Raw genomic sequence first — 16443 nt, 5'->3', positions numbered from 1 at the left:
GGCGACTTCACCGCTCCTGCACGGTAAGTTGAAGTGACGGCCGGAGATATGCGGAACGGTTGCGCTCCTGTCGCCTCGCGGCGATCGCGATATAAGCAAAAACCGCGGTCATGATGATCACGCCGCTTACCATCGTTGTTGGCGTTGGCTGTTCGCCGAAAGCCAGCCATACCCACAAAGGAGAAAGCGGACCCTCCAGCGCATTGATCAATGCCGTTTCCTTTGCCGGCAGCATGCGGGCGCCGATGGTGAATAACGTGAAGCTCAGAGCCACCTGCAGGAAGGCGAATAGTGCGAGAAGCGCCGCATCGTGCCAGGAAATGGCCAGTGAAGGAGCCAATGGCAGCGCGATGGCCGCTACGAAGACATTGGCCAGACAAATATAGGGGAGAAGCGAATATCCCGGCCTGGCTCGTATGGCCAGAGCCACAAAAACCAGCGCCGCCGTCGAGGCAAACGCGAGGAGATCTCCGCCAATTCCATGGCCTTGGCTTGAGGACGACAGCAAGAGAGCGGCTCCGAGAACGACTGCTAGCGCGCAAAGGACCGTGACGCTGTCGAGCCGCTCGCGGAGCCAGAAATAGGCGAGCAATGCAGTAAGAATGGGCGCAGTGGCGTAGATCAAGGCGACATTTGCAACTGATGTGAGCGCGAGAGCCGGCAGAAATGTCGCCATGCTGGCCGCAATGCCGAGCGATACAACGAGCCCGTGACGGACATCTCCTCGCGGCGCTGCAAATCCTTGGCGCTGATGCGCAATGAGCGCGTAACATGCCAAGAACACCGCGGCAAAAATGCTTCGCCAGAACGAAGTCGTCCATGGATCGAGGGCGATCGCGCGGAAAAACAGTCCGCCCAGACTCCATGCGACGGCTGCGGCGCCAACGAAAAGAACGCCTTTCAGATGGTTTGAGAGGTGTGAAGGCATGATGACGCATTTCTCCTTTCGAGCCTTCCGGTCAGAAGGCCGATCGTGTGGAATGGTGGATGGATTTGCGGCGAGGGCTAATGGCCGCCCGCAAGCATCATGCGACCTTTTCGATCACGGAGCCCGTGTCACTGCCGCGACGGCCGACCATGCTGGCGACAGCACCCCATTCGATGGCGCGCTCGGGATAGTCGCGCGGGCAGGAGGCACCAAGCCGAATGGCAACTTCCTGGCTGCTCACGCCCGCCGCAGCCGCGAGTTCGTCAATCCCGAAATCATCATAGAGGAAATCAACTGCGCCACCGCGCTCGCGGGCGAATTCGGGCACATCCGTCAAGTCTACCGTGGTGTATTCCATCGAAATGCGACCGACGACAGGAGCGATGTATTGTCCGATCTTGACGTTGAGCTTGTTTGCGCAGGCCCACGGAAGTCCGTGCTTGTACCCGATGCCGACAATTCCCAGACATGTGTCCCGCCTGGTCCGGAAGGTCGCTCCATATCCGACAGCCTGGCGGTGGGGCACGTTTCGGATGTCGACAAGAGGTGCCCGGAGCCGAGCAACCGATCGCAACGGGTTCGGATAGATGCGGGCATTGTTCAGGCCGTAGAGGGCCGAGCCGATCCGCGCGATATCGAAATGATAGGCTCGGCCGAGCCATAAGCCAGCCGACGCGCTGAGGCTCCTGCTTGCTTCGGGAAACATCTTCGCCGCAGCGATGAAGCGATCCCGTTGCTGCTTGTTCGTGAGATCGTGGGCATTGTCGCTGCACGCGAGATGGCTGAAGATACAGGATGGTGGATTGTTCTGGAAAACGCCCGATGCCTTGAGATCCTGCAAACCATCAATGTTGAGGCCAAAGCGGGAAAAGCCCGTCTCGACATTGAGGAAATAGGGAGCCGGAGCGGTCGCGTCCGCGATCCCCACCAGATCTTCCCTGCTGTTGACGACGGCAACAAGATTTGCCTCACGGTAAACATCTCGAGACTTCACCACGTCGCCTGAGAAAACGACAATCCGGGCGTTCAGCACCGCTGATCTCAGCGATAGCGCTTCATCCAGATTGGCAACGAAAAACAGATTGCAGCCGGCATGGCTAAGTGCTTTGGCGACGCTGGTCAGACCGAGACCATATGCGTCGCTTTTCACGACGGCGGCAATCTCGGTGGCCTTGCCGGCTATGGTGTGCGCATGCCTGTAGTTGAATTCTATGGCGGCCAGATCGACTTGAAAGACTGCACTGGGGATGATCGACATGTTTTCCATCCTGTGAAATCGCAGCGGGTTTGGTTCGACCCTCCCAAGTCGTGGCCACGCCGGTGAACGACCGGCGCTGTTTCCAAGCGTTATAGTGCCCTTGAATCCCCTTTTGAGATTGTTTTTCAGGCGCTTTGCAAACCCCATGCTCGACAACGGAGCTAAGCATTTGCACGTAATTTATGCATCTCTACATTGAACATTTTATGTCAGGCGCGCGGCGAAATTTTGAATATCAATGATTTACAAATTGATGAATGGTAATATCAATATGTCGTTTATTCTATATTTTCGATGATATTTCCTAAAGTTGCGTGAGTCATAGCAATATATACATGAATAGTTCTACGTATGCGCCTGATGTTGTTTATTGTATATTTGAATTTAGTCGTTTACATCGGAAATATGACTATAAACGTGTTTTTTGTTGCGGGATTTCGATGCGATCGCCTTTGATGGCCTCGGAAACTGACAAATCCTGGTTGTGTTTCCTACAAATAAGGGTCGAGGCAATTTCTTTAGTTGCCTATTGTTTGGTCACATACATTCGGAATGTAGAGACAAGACAGGGGCTTATAAACCTCGGTCGTTATGCCTTCGGCTATCGACAGGCTGTGGAAGATCTAACCCGATTAAACGAATTCGCGCATCAATCGATAATGAATTTTCGTTAAATATTTCCCGCCACTTGTGGTCCGATCAGAGGTGTATCCAGCGACATCCTGTCGGATCAGGCACGCCAGCAAGAATAAGGGGGATCAAAATATGCTGTCGAAAGTCATTACAAGTGCAATAATTGCGGCCTCATTCCTTGTGACAACCGCATCCGCTTCAGAAAACAAGCCGCTGACCGTCGGCATGACGACGTGGGTCGGCTACGGCCTCCTGCATCTTGCCGACCAGAAAGGCTTCTTCAAAAAGAATGATGTCGAGGTTTCGCTCGTGACGGTTCAGGATAAACCATCCACCTCCGCCGCGATCGCCACCGGTCGCCTCGACGGCTGGTCGACGACGGTCGACACCTTCATTTTCTACAATGCGCAGAAACTCGGCATCAAGCAGGTGCTGGCCGTCGACTTCTCCAAGGGTGGTGAAGGTATCGTTGCCACGAATGAGGTGAAGTCCGTTCAGGATCTCAAGGGAAAGACGCTTGGCGCCGAGGAAGGTTCGAGCACCTACTTCTTTCTCTTGAATCTGCTTGCCGACAACCAGATGACGACGAAGGACGTGAAACTGCAGTCGATGCGGGCCGGAGATGCGGGGGCGGCTTTTGCGGCCGGTCGCCTGGATGCTGCGGCGACATGGGATCCATGGCTCTCGAAAGCCAAGGAGCGTGGCGGACATATCCTGGCAAGCTCCGCCGATAAACCAGGCCTGATCGTGGACACTGTCGCGTTTCGCACAGATGTGATCGAAAAGCGCCCTGACGACATCAAGAATTTCATCAAGGCCTATTTCCTGGCTTATGACTACTGGAAGTCGTCACCCGACGAAGCCAACGCCATCATGGCCAAGGCGCTGGGCGTCAAGGACGAGGAATTCAAATCGTCACTTGCCGGGCTCGAATTCGTCTCGCGGGAGGAGAACGAAAAGTATATCGGCTCCGGCACTTCTCTGGGCGAGATCAAGAATGTCACCCAGCGTGGTGTCGGCTTCTATACGAAGGCTGGGCTCCTGAAGGAAGCCCTCGATGCCGGCAAGGTCGTCGATGCCAAACCGCTGGCCGCAGCACTCGGAAAGTGAGGCGTCGAATGACCGTCGATTCAATAAAGGAACAGATTGGGGTCATGAGCGGCCCCCATGATGGCCGCTCGGTCAGGAATTCGAGGGCTCGTGGCCTGTTTGCAATCCGCAAGCCGCTTTCCAGGCCCGTATCCCTGGCGCTTTCGGTCGCATTTTTCCTCGTCCTTCTGGCCGTGTGGGCATTCGTCTCGGCCACTGGCCTGGTCAGCGACTTTTTCCTTCCCGGCCCTGTCCAGGTTATAGGCGCGGCCTGGAGCCTCTATGTCGACAAGGGCTTCCTTGGCGATATCGCTGTCAGCATATATCGCGTGCTCGTCGGTTTCGGCCTTGCCGCCATCGTCGCCGTACCTCTCGGCCTGATGATGGGATCGGTCCAGTTCTTCCGATCGCTTCTCGAACCCTGTCTTGCGTTTACGCGCTACATGCCCGCCACCGCTTTCATCCCATTGCTGGTGCTGTGGCTCGGGATCGACGACGGGCAGAAGTTCTCCGTCATCTTCGTCGGCACCTTCTTTACGCTGACGCTGATGGTGATGGTCAGCACGCTGGCGGTTTCCGTTGCGCTGATCGAGGCGGCGATCATGCTGGGGGCCACCCCCATGCAGATCATCTTCAAGGTGATCCTGCCGGCGGCGAAGCCGGCAATCTTCAACGATCTTCGGATCGTCCTCGGCTGGGCCTGGACTTACATCGTCATAGCCGAGATTGTCGCAGCGTCGAGTGGCGTCGGCTACATCATCCTGAGCGCTTCGCGTTTCATGGACACGGCTACGATCTTCGTCGGCATCATCTCGATCGGCCTCATCGGTCTCATCAGCGACATGATCTTCAATGTCGCGGGGCGTTATTTCTTTCCCTATCTCCAGCGCGGGCGGTCCTGAGGAAAAATCATGTCTGACATTATCGGAATCCATCGCGTCACCAAGACTTTTGGAGACGGTAAAAGCAGGGTCACGGCCCTTGAAGACGTGTCCCTGACTATCCGAGACGGCGAGTTCGTCATCTTCCTCGGGCCTTCGGGCTGCGGAAAGTCCACGCTACTACGGATGATCGCTGGTTTGAGCACCCTGTCGGCCGGCAACATCTTCATTGATGGCCGGCCCGTCGACGGACGCGATCCGTCCGTCGGCATGGTCTTCCAATCCTATACCTCCTTTCCCTGGCTGACTGTCGAAGAAAATATTGCTTTCGGCCTCAACCTGGCGCGAACGGACCGTCATACATGCCGTGAAAAGGTGAGCCGCATCCTTGAGCGAGTATCGCTGACGAAATTCGCCGCGTCCTACCCATCGCAATTGTCCGGCGGTATGCAGCAGCGTGTCGCCATTGCAAGAGCATTGGCGATGGAGCCTAAGATCCTGTTGATGGATGAGCCGTTTGGGGCGCTCGATGCGCTGACACGCGTCGAGATGCAGACCTTCCTGCTGGATCTCCGATCCCAGGATCGAAAGACGGTCGTATTCGTTACGCACGACATCGATGAAGCAATGCTCTTGGCCGACCGGATCGTGGTGTTCTCTCCGCATCCCGGTCGTGTCGCCGAGATCATTGAGGTGGATATTCCGCATCCACGCACCATTGAGCAAACCGAGCGTCCCGATTTCACGCAGCTGCGGCATAGGCTCAGGCACCTGCTGTTCTCCATGGCGAAAAGCGCGGCCTAAATCAGGACGATTTGAGCGCTATTCGACCTTCACCCTGAGCAGTGCCTATCCAAGAATTCAAAGCGGGATGGCGGAAGCTATGAGAGATTTCCGTCAACCCGCTCTGATCACACTACGCATTCATCAGCGCATCCGCCATGACACGCGCAAGAGCCTTGGCGGCAAGGCTTGGCTGCTTTCGGGAATATTTGATGCTGAGCGTGGTATGCGGCAGGAGCGGCAGCATTGCCGTGTCGTCCAGTATCCGTACACCGTTGGTCGCATCGCCCTCCGTCACGACCGAGATTGCAAGACCGGCTCGCACCACTGAGAGAACCCCTTCGAGGCTCGTGCAGGAAAACTTGCATTTCCACGGAATGTTCTGGGCATCCAGTACGGCAGTCGCGGTTCTGCGATAGGCGCAACCACCATTCACCGCGGCGAGCGACACCACCCCATCGACCGGCGGCGACCAGGTCGGCCCGGCAATCCAGACGATCCGCTCGGTCCTCAAGATCTCGCCTGTGCTGCCGCCGACTTCCCGCACCAGCGCGAGATCGAGATTGCGGTCTTGCAGGTCACGCAGATGGTTGGCGCCGAGGCCGGCGCGCATTTCCACCGCGACGCCGGGCTTGTCGGCCATAAAGCCGCCGAGGGCCTCGGTAATCAACCCGAAGAGATAATAGTCGTCCGGAACGCCGATAACGACGGTTCCGCTCAAGAGCTGCGGCTTGAAGCTCTGCTCCAACTCGTCGACGGACTGCAGTACCCGCGCGGCATGGGGAACAAGATCGCGGCCATCCGCGGTCAGCCGGCAATTACGCGTCGTTCGCTCGAAGAGCTGTTTTCCCAGATGTTCTTCGAGCCGCGCGATCTGATGGCTGACCGTGGATTGGGTGATGTTGAGCCGCGCGGCCGCCGCCGAGAAGCTCTTGGTGTCGGAAACGGTCAGGAAGCAACGAAGTAGGGATGTGTCCATGGCGCTCGACTGTATTTATTGCCGTTGTCGATTATTCCATGACAGATTATCGCTTCTTTGAATGAAACGGAACGGCCATTCTTCAATGATCACCGGAGGATGGCTCATGCACGCAACAAATTTACGACAGGACGCCGGCGCGGCCGGACAATTCGATCCGATTACATTTCTGCAGGCGATCGTCGCGATTGACAGCTGCGATCCGCCGGGAGGCGAGCTGGATGTCGCCAGAGAGGTTCACCAACAACTTCTGGTTCTGGGCATCGAATCGGAACTTGAGGAATTCTTGCCGGGTCGGGCGAACGTACTCGGAAGGGTCCGTGGATCGGGCGAGAAGCAAGGCCTCGTGCTGTCCGCCCATATGGATACCGTGCCGGCCGGCACCATGCCATGGCGGAACGATCCGTTCTCTGCCACAATTTCGAACGGACGTCTCTACGGTCGTGGCTCATCTGACATGAAGAGTGCTCTGGTCGCAATGATCTCCGCGGCGGCGAGTCTTGCAGAGCGCAAGAGCCTGTTGAAAGGCGATGTGATCCTGGCGTTCACGGCGGGGGAAAGCGCGAACCTTCTCGGCGCCCGACGCTTCATCGAGCGCGGACTGAAGAACGAGATAGGAGCCTTCCTGTGTGGCGAGCCAAGTGGTCTCGACATTGTTATTGTCGAAAAGGCGGCGCTCTGGCTTCGGGCAACCGCTACGGGGCGTCTCGGCCATGTGTCCGGCGACGCGGGTATCAACGCCATCACCACCATTAATGGATTTTTGGCGCGCCTTACTGAGCTTGAATTGAACTGCGTGGCTCACCCGCTTCTCGACGGACCGACCATTCGTGTCGGTCGCATCGAAGGGGGCTCGGCCGTTAACCTGACGCCTGATCGCTGCTATGCAGATTTCGACATCCGACTGCCTCCGGGTGCCGATCATCTCGCGGTCATTCGACAAGTCGAAGAGATTGCGCCGGAGACGGTCTCGATCAGTGTTCTGGACTTCAAGCCGGCTGTGGAAAGCGGGTCTAACGAGCCATTCGTGCGACTCTGCAGTGAGGTCTGCACTCGGCACATCGGCCGCGAGCCAGCGCTCAAGGGCGTGTCCTACTACAGCGACGCGACCGTTCTTCTTGAGGGGCTCCATGTGCCCTTTGCGATTGTCGGGCCTGGGGATCTCGGTCTCAGCGGCCAGCCGGACGAGTCGGTATCCGTCGATAACGTGCTGAAGGCCGCGCAGATCTATGCTGATATCGCGGAGGCATGGCTCTCATGCTGATGAAGACGCCGTCACGCCCTAGGATCGGCATCACGCCCGATCTCAACGATCTCGACGCGCCGGAGACCGAATATGTGGTTCGTCGCAATTACGCCGACGCCCTTTTGCGCCACGGCGGACTTCCTCTCATCCTGCCCTATGTGGATGACGTCACGCCCTATCTTGAGACAATCGATGGTCTTCTGGTCACGGGCGGAATGTTCGATATCGACCCCGCTCTCTACGGCCAGGGCGCCTCGCTAAGCTGTGTCACGAAGCCGCTCCGGACCGCATTCGAAAAGGCGCTGATCGAAGGAGCACTCGGGTTGGGAATTCCTCTTCTTGGAATCTGCAATGGGATGCAGCTCTTGGCAGTGTGCCTCGGCGGCCAACTCGTCCAGGACATCCCGAGCCAGGTGCCAGGCGCGCTGGAACATAAGCCGGATCAGCCGGCATTTCGTGCGCAGCACGAAATCACAATTGCCTGCCAGCCCCGCTGCCTTCGGGCGGTTGCGCCGGGAAGATATTGGGTCAACAGTGTTCATCACCAGGCCGTTCAGCCCTCCACGGCATATCGGCCGATCGCCGTCGCGTGCGATGGTGTGATCGAAGCGATCGAGGCCGTCGACCATGGCTTTGCCGTTGGCGTCCAATGGCATCCCGAATATGCGGCAGGCGAAGCGGATGCACCGATCTGGCGGAGTTTCATCGACGCGGCGACGGAATTTTGTCTCACCCGATCGCCGGTGCTCCATGGTTGAGACACCGGAACATCGTCTGCAGGCCATGGGATTGCGACTTCCTTCGATATTGAAGCCCGCCGGCAACCTGCTCGGCTTCAAGATCGACCAGGGTCTGGTCTTCGTGTCCGGGCAACTGCCTCTCGAAAACGGCCAGTCGCGCCATGTCGGGAAAGTGGGCGCATCAGTTGCCACAGAGGAAGGTAACAAGGCGGCAGCGTTGGCGGCATTGAACGTCGTCGCCCAGCTTAAGCTGGCGACCGGCGGCCATTTGTCGAGAGTGCGCGAGATCGTCAAACTCTCGGGCTTCGTGAACTGCGCGCCGGATTTCGTCGACATTGGCGCCGTCGTTGACGGCGCATCCGACCTGCTTGTGTCAGTATTCGGCGAGCAAGGGCGGCATGCACGCTTCGCGATCGGGGTTCAGTCACTGCCGCGTGGGGTGCCAGTCGAAGTCGAGGTGATCGCCCGCCTCTCCAACGAGGAATAGCCTGATGTCCGAGATCGTCATATTGGGTGCCGGTGTCGTCGGCATGACGTCTGCCTACGCGCTTGCACGGAAAGGGCACGCCGTCACGGTCATCGACGCGGCCAACGCTCCGGCTGAAGCAGGAGCGAGCTTGGGGAACGGGGCGCAGCTCAGCTATTCCTACACGGATGCGCTCGCCTCACCATCTCTGGTCCGAAACTTGCCGAAATACATGCTCGGCCTCGATCCGGCATTCCAGTTCCGGCCGACGCTCTCGCCCGGTTTCTGGTCGTGGGCCGCCGCCTTTCTAGCAAATGCGACCAGGGCCAAATTCGAGGCCAACACGATCGAAGTGCTGAAACTGGCCATGGAGAGTCGGCGGGCCTTCGCCAAAATCCGTGATTTGCTGGACTTCGACCATCGTGCGACAGGCAAGCTCACGCTCTATTCCAGCCCGCAGGCCGTGCACAGTGCAGGGGCTCTCAGTCGGTTAAAGAACGCCCACGGAGCCGGACAGGTCATGCTGTCGCCGAAAGAGGCGCTCGAACGCGAACCTGCCCTTGCGTGTTACGGGCATTCCTTTGCCGGTGCTCTGTGGTCGCCATTTGACGAGTCGGGGGATTCGCAACGCTTCTGCCTCGGCCTGCGACATCTGCTCGAGAACCAATATGGCGTGACCTTCAGCTTCGGCACAAAGGTTCGGGCCTTGACGAAACGGGCAGGCAGGCTCGTCGCCATAAGAACCGAAAAGGGTGAGCGGGCCTGTGATCGGGCGGTCCTGTCACTCGGCGTCTGGAGCCGGGACGTCGCGGCAACGGCCGGCATCATGCTTCCGGTCTGGCCGATGCAGGGCTATTCGATGACGATCCCCGCGACGGCGCATGCGCCCATCGCCAGCATCACCGACAGCGCCCGCAAGATCGTCTTCTGCCGGGTTGGCGATCGGCTGCGCATCGCTGGCCTGGCCGACATCGGCCCCAGCAACGGACAATTTGATCCGTCCCGCTTCAATAGGTTGGTGGAGACGGCAAGAGAGATCTTTCCCGACGCCGGCGAGTATGCTGCCGACAAGACTGCCTGGACCGGCTTCCGACCAATGTCCCCCGATAGCCGGCCGATTGTCGGCCCGAGCAAGGTCAAGGGTCTGTTCCTGAACTGCGGCCACGGCTCGTTGGGATGGACGCTTTCGATGGGAACCGCGGCGCGCCTGGCTGAGCTTTTCGACTGACCGGCGAGGGCTGCTCATCTCTCATCGCCCGCCCTTCCAGGATAGGGACGGGCGTCGCGAACTTAATGGAATTTGCGCCAGACTGCAGGATGAGGAACCCTGGCGGGCCGAGATTCGCACTACCTTTGCTACAGCGTTGGCTTCATCCTTTTGATGTCTTCGCCAGCATCTCGCTGAGTGTTGCCGCAGAGAGCATGGCCTCGGCCAAGAGCTTCTTGAGCTTCTGGTTCTCATCCTCCAATGCTCTTACCCTCTTTGTATCGAGACCGGCATTTCCGAACTGCAGGGATTGCCACCGATAGAAGGTCGGCTCGCTGATGCCGTGCCTGTGGCAAACATCGGCAACCGTCACCCCGGCTTGGTGCTCTTTCAGAATGCCCGTAATCTGGTCGTTGTCGAATCTTCTCTTGCCCATCACCGCTTTAGTCCTCACGAAATGCTCTGTTGAAGCTGTCGAGGAGTGGCCTGACAGCATAGAATGCCACGCTGCTTTCGCCCGTTTCGATCATTGTCTGTGCAGGCATGCCTGCGACCAGTTCGACATCGCTCATTTTTGCCAACCGCTCGTCCGTTACCCGGACTGTTGCGGCAAAATAGGGCTGACCGGTCTGTGCATCCGTGAGACGGTCTGCTGACACGTACTCGACACGACCTTTCAGGAGCGGAACACGCCGCTGATTGTAGGGGAGGAGGTGGACCCGTGCCTCAAGCCCAGGGCGGACGAGATTGATGTCTTCGGGTCGGACGTGCACAGACACGATCAGGCGATCGGAGCTCGGCAGAAGATCGACGAGCGGTTCGCCCGCGCCGATCACCCCGCCGGCTGTGTGGATGTGCAGGTTCATGATCGTTCCGTCTTCGGGAGCGCGGATATCGGTCCTTGAAAGTTGGTCGTCGATTGCCCACAGGCGCTCGCGCAATTGCATGATCTGGCTTTCCGTGTCGCGCATGCCTTGCGCGACCTCGCTCAACCGGCTGCTCTCAAGCTTTGCAAGGTCGGCCTGCGATTCGCTGATCACCTGATAGGCGCGAGAGATCTGCGCTTCTACCTGTCCCTGCTGGCCGGCAAGGTCTGCCTTTTCCCGCTGCAGGTTGAGAACTGTGTTCTTTCTTTCCAATCCTTTGGCGTTAAGGGCCGTAACCTGATCCAGCTCTTGCTGCGAGATTGCGGCTCTTTCGGCGAGAGCTGTCTTCTGCGCGCCAAGTCCGACAATTTCCTGTTGCACCTGCGCGACTTTCTCATTGGTAATCCCAATTTCGGCCTGCATGACGCGGCGACGCGCTTCGAAGATCTTCCGTTGTCCTGCTAGAATCGCTCCGACAGATGGATCTCTGTCCATTGCTGTCCTGAGGTCCGGTGGATAGGCGACATGGTCGGAGCCTGTCTGCTCGGCAAGCATGCGGGCGCGGCTTCCTTCGGCGTCCCAAAGCTGCCCTTGAATACTGTCGCGTTCCGAGCGGGATTTTGTATCGTCGAGTTCTATCAGAACCTGTCCGGCCGTGACCGTGTCGCCGTTTTTGACGAGTATCCGTCGCACAATGCCGCCTTCCAGGTGCTGAATGGTCTTACGGCTGGACTCCGGCTCAATGACGCCGGGTGCAACGGCAGCGCTTTTCAGCGGTGCCAGAACAGACCAGGCTCCCAATCCGACTATGAAGACACCAACCAACAGGTTACCCGTCCAGATAACGCCTCTAAGTCCCGGCATGGGCGAAGGGGGGGCAGGGCCGCGCTTTTTGGATTCGATCACCGGCGCATAGGCGGCCTGCTGTCTCGCCGCCGCTGTCGATGGTTCAGCAAGCTGCTGGGCCGGCTTTGGTGTGTTCGGAAATCTCGTCGATGTCGCGTCCAGTCGAACAAGGGTCATGGCAGCATCCTCCCTTATGTTCCTGTTCGCGATGGCGGTTGAAGATAGGTCTCATAAATCCGCTCGCTGTCGCCAAAGGCAGCCACGGTCCCGTTGCGCATAATGGCAATCTTGTTGGTGACTGGCAGGATGCCCATACGATGAGTGATGATGACGACGATCATTCCTCTGGATTTCATGCGCTCAATCGCTCTGTAGAGCATGCGTTCACCGTCATAATCCTGGCTCGAATTCGGGTCGTCGAGAACGATAAGAGATGGATTTCCGTAGGCTGCCCGCGCCAGCCCCAGCTGTTGGCGCTGAGCTCGAAGGAGCAGATTTCCGCCTTCGCCGATATCAGTCTCGTAGCCCCCTGGCAGCCGCATGATTGCTTCGTGCAATCCAACCAGTTTCGCGGCATCAATCGCCTTGCCAGGATCTCCTCCGTCCAGCCGACCTATCACATCCTTGATTGCGCCGCCGAAGAGCTCGATGTCCTGTGGCAGATAGCCGACGTGCCGACCGCCACCACACAGGCGCAGAGCCGAGATATCCACGCCACCAAGAAGAGCGCATCCGCCCGTCGCTTGCACAACGCCTGCCATGATGCGACCGAGTGTCGATTTTCCCGATCCCGAGGGGCCGATGATCGCTATGCAATCTCCTGGCGCGAGGCGCAATGTGATGCCCGCCAATATCTGCCTGTTGGCAAATGGCTGAACATAGCTGACGTTTTCGAGAATGAGGCCGTTGGGTTCCGGTTGTGGCACCGTTCGGGCATCGCGATCCGATGCAACGGCGATCAGCATCCTGTTCAGCCGATTGAAGGCGCTCCGCGCAAAGGTAAAGGAGCGCCATGCACCTATTGCGCCCTCGATCGGTGCGAGCCCGCGCCCTAGCAGTAAGCTGGCAACGAAGATGATTCCAGGATTGCTGTTGCTTGCGAGTATCAGCCATGTCGCAGATCCCATCATGAGGATCTGCGCGAGCGTGCGGATCGATTTGGAGAACCCGAGAATGATCTCTGTACGATGCATCGCGACGTCCTGCGCCCTTCTTGCCATTTCCGCATCGCGGTAGACGAGCAGCGCTGCACCATACTGCATGCCCATTGCTCGGATGACCTCAATGTTCTTGAGGGCGCTCGCAAATCGCATATAGCTCCTCGAAAGGGCAAGATTGGCTTGGGTAAGCGGCTCTTGTGTCGCCTGTTCCGTCAGGAACGCAAACAGAAGGAGTGCAACTGCGCTCAAAAGCCCGATTGCCCCAAGCAGCGGATGAACGAGAAAGAGCAGAAGCAGGAAGACCGGTGCCCAGGGAACGTCGAAAAAAAGCGCGCTGGCCGGTGAATCGAGAAATTGGCGCAGGGTGGCCAGATCCCTGTAGCACTCCGTGGCGGTTCCAATATCGGCGCGGGCGGCATATTCGAACGATGCGGTCAGCACCATCGGCCGCAATCTGTGATCAAGCCAGCTGCCGATGCGGCAAAGAGCTGCTCTGCGAACGATATCCAACACGGAGCCAACCACCACGGCGATGGCGATGATTATTGTCAACATTAAGAGCGTGTCGGTGCTTCGGCTCGACAGGACCCTGTCGTAGATCTGCAGGAGATAGACCGAAGGCGCCAGAAGAAAGAGATTGTAGCCGCAGCTATAGAGGAAGACCAAACTGAAGGCTCCGGCACAAGCACGGAGTGCAACAACGAGTTGTGTCTGCGGAGGCGATGGCCTTAAGGAAAGCGTTGTCATTACCAGATCTCGCTGCACTTGATACTGACAAGAAGGGGCAGCCGACCGGCTCCGCAGCCTATGAGGGCCGCCAGCTGAAACCGGCGACCCTCAGGGCCTGAGTTCATGAGCCAAGATGGCTGAGATCGATATGGCCGAAGTCGTTGGTGAAATGATCGAGAGCATTGTTCACCGTCGTCGTTGCGGGATCCGTGTGAACCAATGCCGACGATATATCGCCGCCTCGAGCTATATTGCCGTTGCCACCGTTGCCACCGACGCCGGCAAGTATCGTGGCATGCTGATCAGCCAAGAGCTGCGTATATTGTGTTGCCGTCGTATCCGCACTCACAGCAGCTGTATCGCCGCCGCTTGAGCTTCCCTGGCTGCCGTTGGAGTGAGCATCTCCTCCTGCGCCGCCGGCCCCGCTGTTTGAGAGCGACGCAAGGAATCCGTTTTGGGCCTGAGTAAACCCACCGGCTCCGCCATCGGCGCTCCAGCCTGCCGTCAACCCGACATGATCGCCGTTGTGCAGATCGGTAGATGCTCCTTCGACCGATTGCACATTCGCGACATAAGCAACCGGATTGTAGTCAATGTTCCCATTATTATACCCGCCAGCGCCATTGCCGGCACTCGCGTCGCCTGCATGTGGGTCGTTGAGTTGGATCGTGTCAGATAATTGTGGAATAGGCATCGATATCCCTCCTACTAACTCGTTTGGTACGTGTTCATTCTACCGCGTGGGTGTCCAGCATCTCACCGCCGTAAATACAACCGCAGGTAAATATTACCCGTGATTTAGTCTGCGAGCTATCTAGATATTCGGCGACGTTCTTTCGGGCGTATGCTGGGAGGCAACGAAGCGCCATTTCGACTTGGTACCTGGTGATTTGGCACGAGATGGCTTGGTGATGATCGTGTCACCCCTCTGTCCGAAGCGACGCGCTTTTCCAAGCGGCGATCGTCCGCGCCAATGGGCTGAATTGAGGGGTTCCGATCAGGCTTTGCTTGGCGGAGGGGATCCCCCTCGAGGCTGAAAAGCGAATATGTCCGATCATGCGAAAGAGGCTGCGCGCTCCAGAAGCTCTAATTCTAACGGCCTCAAACTCTTGCAGCGAATACCGCGTCCATGACAGCCAAATGGTTAGAGTATTAGGCAAATGGATGTAGACGAATTGCAGGCTCTGCTTTTCCCCCATTCAGATGCACAATGACGCGACAACTCACGCTGCATACGCTGCGCGCTCGGTGGGGTACGCAGTTGACCGTGGAATGGAGACGGTAATGACGGAAATTCGTCCCTTATCGGAAGACTTGCCCAAAACTGGCACCGATCAGAACCTTACCTCCAGTTTGGCGGCGGGGCACCTGGCTCTGGTACCGACTTGGCTTCCATTGGATGTTACTTCTGGTCCGAGCTACAATTCAGCCGGCAGCGGTGGCGACGGGATAAGCGACGGTGTCATCAACAGCAACGCATTGGCTGCCTTCGTGCCGTCGAATACGGCCATAGCAGGTCCCCATTCGGGTGCTGACGCCTTCCAGGGCAACGACGCGCTCGTTAATCAGCACCCCACCGAAATGGCCGGGATCGGCGGGAATGGTGGAAACGGCAATATCGCGATCGGCGACGGCGGTGAGGGCAATCATGCCGGCACCGGAGGCAATGGCATCTTCTACGGTGGCCTTGTAAGCTCCGACGTTGCGGTGTTTGCTCCCGTCAACACTGCCGTGGCCGTCGGGCCTGGTTCGGTGGCTCACGCAGACCAATCGAACAACGCGGTGTTCGTGCAGGGAGCAACCCAGATTGGCGGTGTTGGTGGCTCGGGCGGAGACCATAATATCGCGAGCCACGACTCGCCGTTAAGTCCCGGAACTTCCCTGACATTTACCGGAGATAATCATGCGGGCCACGGTGGCGATGGCTACTTTGTTGGCAGCATGGTCGACGTGAACATCGCAATCTTCTCACCGATCAACATCGCCGTGGGCGCTGCAGGCGGCTCGGCGGAGGCCCATCAGACCAACAATGCAATATTCGATCAGGGCGCAACGCAGATTGCAGGCATTGGCGGTAACGGCGGTGGCTTCAACCTATCGTCAGGGACGATTTTTACCGGCAGCCATGAGGGTGGAGGTGGCGGAATTGGATCGTCAACCGGCAGCATGGTTGACGTCAATCTTGCCTATTTTCACCCCATCAACATTGCCGTTCCCGCCGGTGGGACGGCGGACGCTCAACAAATCGATCATGTTCTCTACGATCAGCATGCGCTTCAATTGGTTGGCATCGGTGGTCACGGGGGAGGCGGCAACCTTACGGATGCCCATTCTGCCCTCGTCGATGATATTCTGGGCTTAATTCATACTTAACTGATAGCCGCCTCACTCGCATTGGTGAGGCTAAATGGCACGAATCTACTTTTTCATGCAATTCTTCAATGCATGTGTTACACCATTCTCTCTACCATGCCTTCGTCTTTTCGGCGGAATTCGTGCCGTAGGACAGATCCCCTGAGATATCGAAAATTCAACCTTTACCCTATCCATATTGCCAAAGATCTCGACTTCGGGAGGCCGTTATGTCCTGTCGATATCCAACGTGCTCATTTGTCACTGTATCTTCTTTAAG

General features: G+C 57.8%; 15 protein-coding genes. 8 read left to right on the top strand and 7 right to left on the bottom strand.

The annotated features are described in order from the left end of the window. Positions 1–7: 7 nt before the first annotated feature. Complete coding sequence (locus QD461_RS18040; protein ID WP_414088978.1) at positions 8–928, bottom strand: DMT family transporter; 921 nt, start codon at positions 926–928, stop codon at positions 8–10. 97 nt (positions 929–1025) lie between these two features. After that, on the bottom strand, positions 1026–2186 hold the full coding sequence (gene alr, locus QD461_RS18035) for an alanine racemase (RefSeq protein ID WP_414088977.1): 1161 nt from the start codon (positions 2184–2186) through the stop codon (positions 1026–1028). A 765-nt stretch (positions 2187–2951) separates the two neighbouring features. On the opposite strand from alr, the gene QD461_RS18030 reads away from it, so the two are divergent. From QD461_RS18030 to QD461_RS18020, 3 genes are read left to right on the top strand one after another with little or no spacing between them, the layout of a single operon-like run. After that, positions 2952–3929, top strand: a complete 978-nt coding sequence (locus QD461_RS18030; protein WP_414088976.1) for an ABC transporter substrate-binding protein — start codon at positions 2952–2954, stop codon at positions 3927–3929. Between the two features lie 8 nt (positions 3930–3937). Beyond that, the gene (locus QD461_RS18025; protein ID WP_414088975.1) at positions 3938–4810 is read left to right on the top strand and encodes an ABC transporter permease; all 873 of its coding nucleotides are present in this window, start codon (positions 3938–3940) and stop codon (positions 4808–4810) included. A gap of 9 nt (positions 4811–4819) precedes the next feature. Then, a complete protein-coding gene (locus tag QD461_RS18020; RefSeq protein WP_414088974.1) occupies positions 4820–5593 on the top strand; it encodes an ABC transporter ATP-binding protein in 774 nt (257 codons plus the stop codon). Positions 5594–5705: 112 nt separating this feature from the next. On the opposite strand, the gene QD461_RS18015 is transcribed toward QD461_RS18020, so the two are convergent. Beyond that, positions 5706–6551, bottom strand: a complete 846-nt coding sequence (locus tag QD461_RS18015) for a LysR family transcriptional regulator (RefSeq protein ID WP_184710265.1) — start codon at positions 6549–6551, stop codon at positions 5706–5708. A gap of 106 nt (positions 6552–6657) precedes the next feature. On the opposite strand from QD461_RS18015, the gene QD461_RS18010 reads away from it, so the two are divergent. The 4 genes from QD461_RS18010 to QD461_RS17995 are packed head-to-tail and all read left to right on the top strand — an operon-like array spanning position 6658 to position 10231. After that, entirely contained in the window at positions 6658–7815 is a 1158-nt protein-coding gene (locus QD461_RS18010; RefSeq protein ID WP_414088973.1) for a M20 family metallopeptidase, read from the top strand. Further along, the gene (locus QD461_RS18005) at positions 7809–8555 is read left to right on the top strand and encodes a gamma-glutamyl-gamma-aminobutyrate hydrolase family protein (RefSeq protein ID WP_414088972.1); all 747 of its coding nucleotides are present in this window, start codon (positions 7809–7811) and stop codon (positions 8553–8555) included. Before QD461_RS18010 ends, QD461_RS18005 begins: the two co-directional genes overlap by 7 nt. Further along, positions 8548–9024 (top strand): RidA family protein, encoded by a 477-nt coding sequence (locus QD461_RS18000; RefSeq protein WP_414088971.1) that lies wholly within the window; start codon positions 8548–8550, stop codon positions 9022–9024. The genes QD461_RS18005 and QD461_RS18000 overlap by 8 nt, the downstream gene beginning before the upstream one ends. Before the next feature lie 4 nt (positions 9025–9028). Then, complete coding sequence (locus QD461_RS17995) at positions 9029–10231, top strand: FAD-dependent oxidoreductase (RefSeq protein WP_414088970.1); 1203 nt, start codon at positions 9029–9031, stop codon at positions 10229–10231. A 142-nt stretch (positions 10232–10373) separates the two neighbouring features. Here QD461_RS17995 and QD461_RS17990 read toward each other — a convergent pair whose 3' ends face one another. From QD461_RS17990 to QD461_RS17975, 4 genes are all read right to left on the bottom strand, one after another. After that, positions 10374–10646: a transposase gene (locus QD461_RS17990; protein WP_414088969.1), complete on the bottom strand. Its 273-nt coding sequence runs from the start codon at positions 10644–10646 to the stop codon at positions 10374–10376. A gap of 7 nt (positions 10647–10653) precedes the next feature. Continuing rightward, positions 10654–12099 (bottom strand): HlyD family type I secretion periplasmic adaptor subunit, encoded by a 1446-nt coding sequence (locus tag QD461_RS17985; protein ID WP_414088968.1) that lies wholly within the window; start codon positions 12097–12099, stop codon positions 10654–10656. 14 nt (positions 12100–12113) lie between these two features. After that, positions 12114–13829 (bottom strand): type I secretion system permease/ATPase, encoded by a 1716-nt coding sequence (locus tag QD461_RS17980; RefSeq protein WP_414088967.1) that lies wholly within the window; start codon positions 13827–13829, stop codon positions 12114–12116. A 103-nt stretch (positions 13830–13932) separates the two neighbouring features. Next, positions 13933–14505 (bottom strand): PE-PGRS family protein, encoded by a 573-nt coding sequence (locus QD461_RS17975; protein ID WP_414088966.1) that lies wholly within the window; start codon positions 14503–14505, stop codon positions 13933–13935. 590 nt (positions 14506–15095) lie between these two features. Here QD461_RS17975 and QD461_RS17970 point away from each other — a divergent pair. Then, positions 15096–16184, top strand: a complete 1089-nt coding sequence (locus tag QD461_RS17970; RefSeq protein WP_414088965.1) for a hypothetical protein — start codon at positions 15096–15098, stop codon at positions 16182–16184. Positions 16185–16443 lie beyond the last annotated feature (259 nt).

It is taken from the genome of Rhizobium sp. BR 314, from assembly GCF_047445805.1.
In the GTDB taxonomy this organism is placed as follows: Bacteria; Pseudomonadota; Alphaproteobacteria; order Rhizobiales; family Rhizobiaceae; genus Rhizobium; species Rhizobium lusitanum_B.
This window is presented reverse-complemented; position numbering and strand designations above follow the sequence as displayed.

Coding starts and splice junctions, on each gene's coding strand:
- alr (WP_414088977.1), bottom strand. CDS start 2,186: ATGTCGATCATCCCCAGTGCAGTCTTTCAAGTCGATCTGGCCGCCATA.
- QD461_RS18025 (WP_414088975.1), top strand. CDS start 3,938: ATGACCGTCGATTCAATAAAGGAACAGATTGGGGTCATGAGCGGCCCC.
- QD461_RS18005 (WP_414088972.1), top strand. CDS start 7,809: ATGCTGATGAAGACGCCGTCACGCCCTAGGATCGGCATCACGCCCGAT.
- QD461_RS18020 (WP_414088974.1), top strand. CDS start 4,820: ATGTCTGACATTATCGGAATCCATCGCGTCACCAAGACTTTTGGAGAC.
- QD461_RS17980 (WP_414088967.1), bottom strand. CDS start 13,829: ATGACAACGCTTTCCTTAAGGCCATCGCCTCCGCAGACACAACTCGTT.
- QD461_RS18000 (WP_414088971.1), top strand. CDS start 8,548: ATGGTTGAGACACCGGAACATCGTCTGCAGGCCATGGGATTGCGACTT.
- QD461_RS17995 (WP_414088970.1), top strand. CDS start 9,029: ATGTCCGAGATCGTCATATTGGGTGCCGGTGTCGTCGGCATGACGTCT.
- QD461_RS18010 (WP_414088973.1), top strand. CDS start 6,658: ATGCACGCAACAAATTTACGACAGGACGCCGGCGCGGCCGGACAATTC.
- QD461_RS17990 (WP_414088969.1), bottom strand. CDS start 10,646: ATGGGCAAGAGAAGATTCGACAACGACCAGATTACGGGCATTCTGAAA.
- QD461_RS18040 (WP_414088978.1), bottom strand. CDS start 928: ATGCCTTCACACCTCTCAAACCATCTGAAAGGCGTTCTTTTCGTTGGC.
- QD461_RS18030 (WP_414088976.1), top strand. CDS start 2,952: ATGCTGTCGAAAGTCATTACAAGTGCAATAATTGCGGCCTCATTCCTT.
- QD461_RS17970 (WP_414088965.1), top strand. CDS start 15,096: ATGACGGAAATTCGTCCCTTATCGGAAGACTTGCCCAAAACTGGCACC.
- QD461_RS17975 (WP_414088966.1), bottom strand. CDS start 14,505: ATGCCTATTCCACAATTATCTGACACGATCCAACTCAACGACCCACAT.
- QD461_RS17985 (WP_414088968.1), bottom strand. CDS start 12,099: ATGACCCTTGTTCGACTGGACGCGACATCGACGAGATTTCCGAACACA.
- QD461_RS18015 (WP_184710265.1), bottom strand. CDS start 6,551: ATGGACACATCCCTACTTCGTTGCTTCCTGACCGTTTCCGACACCAAG.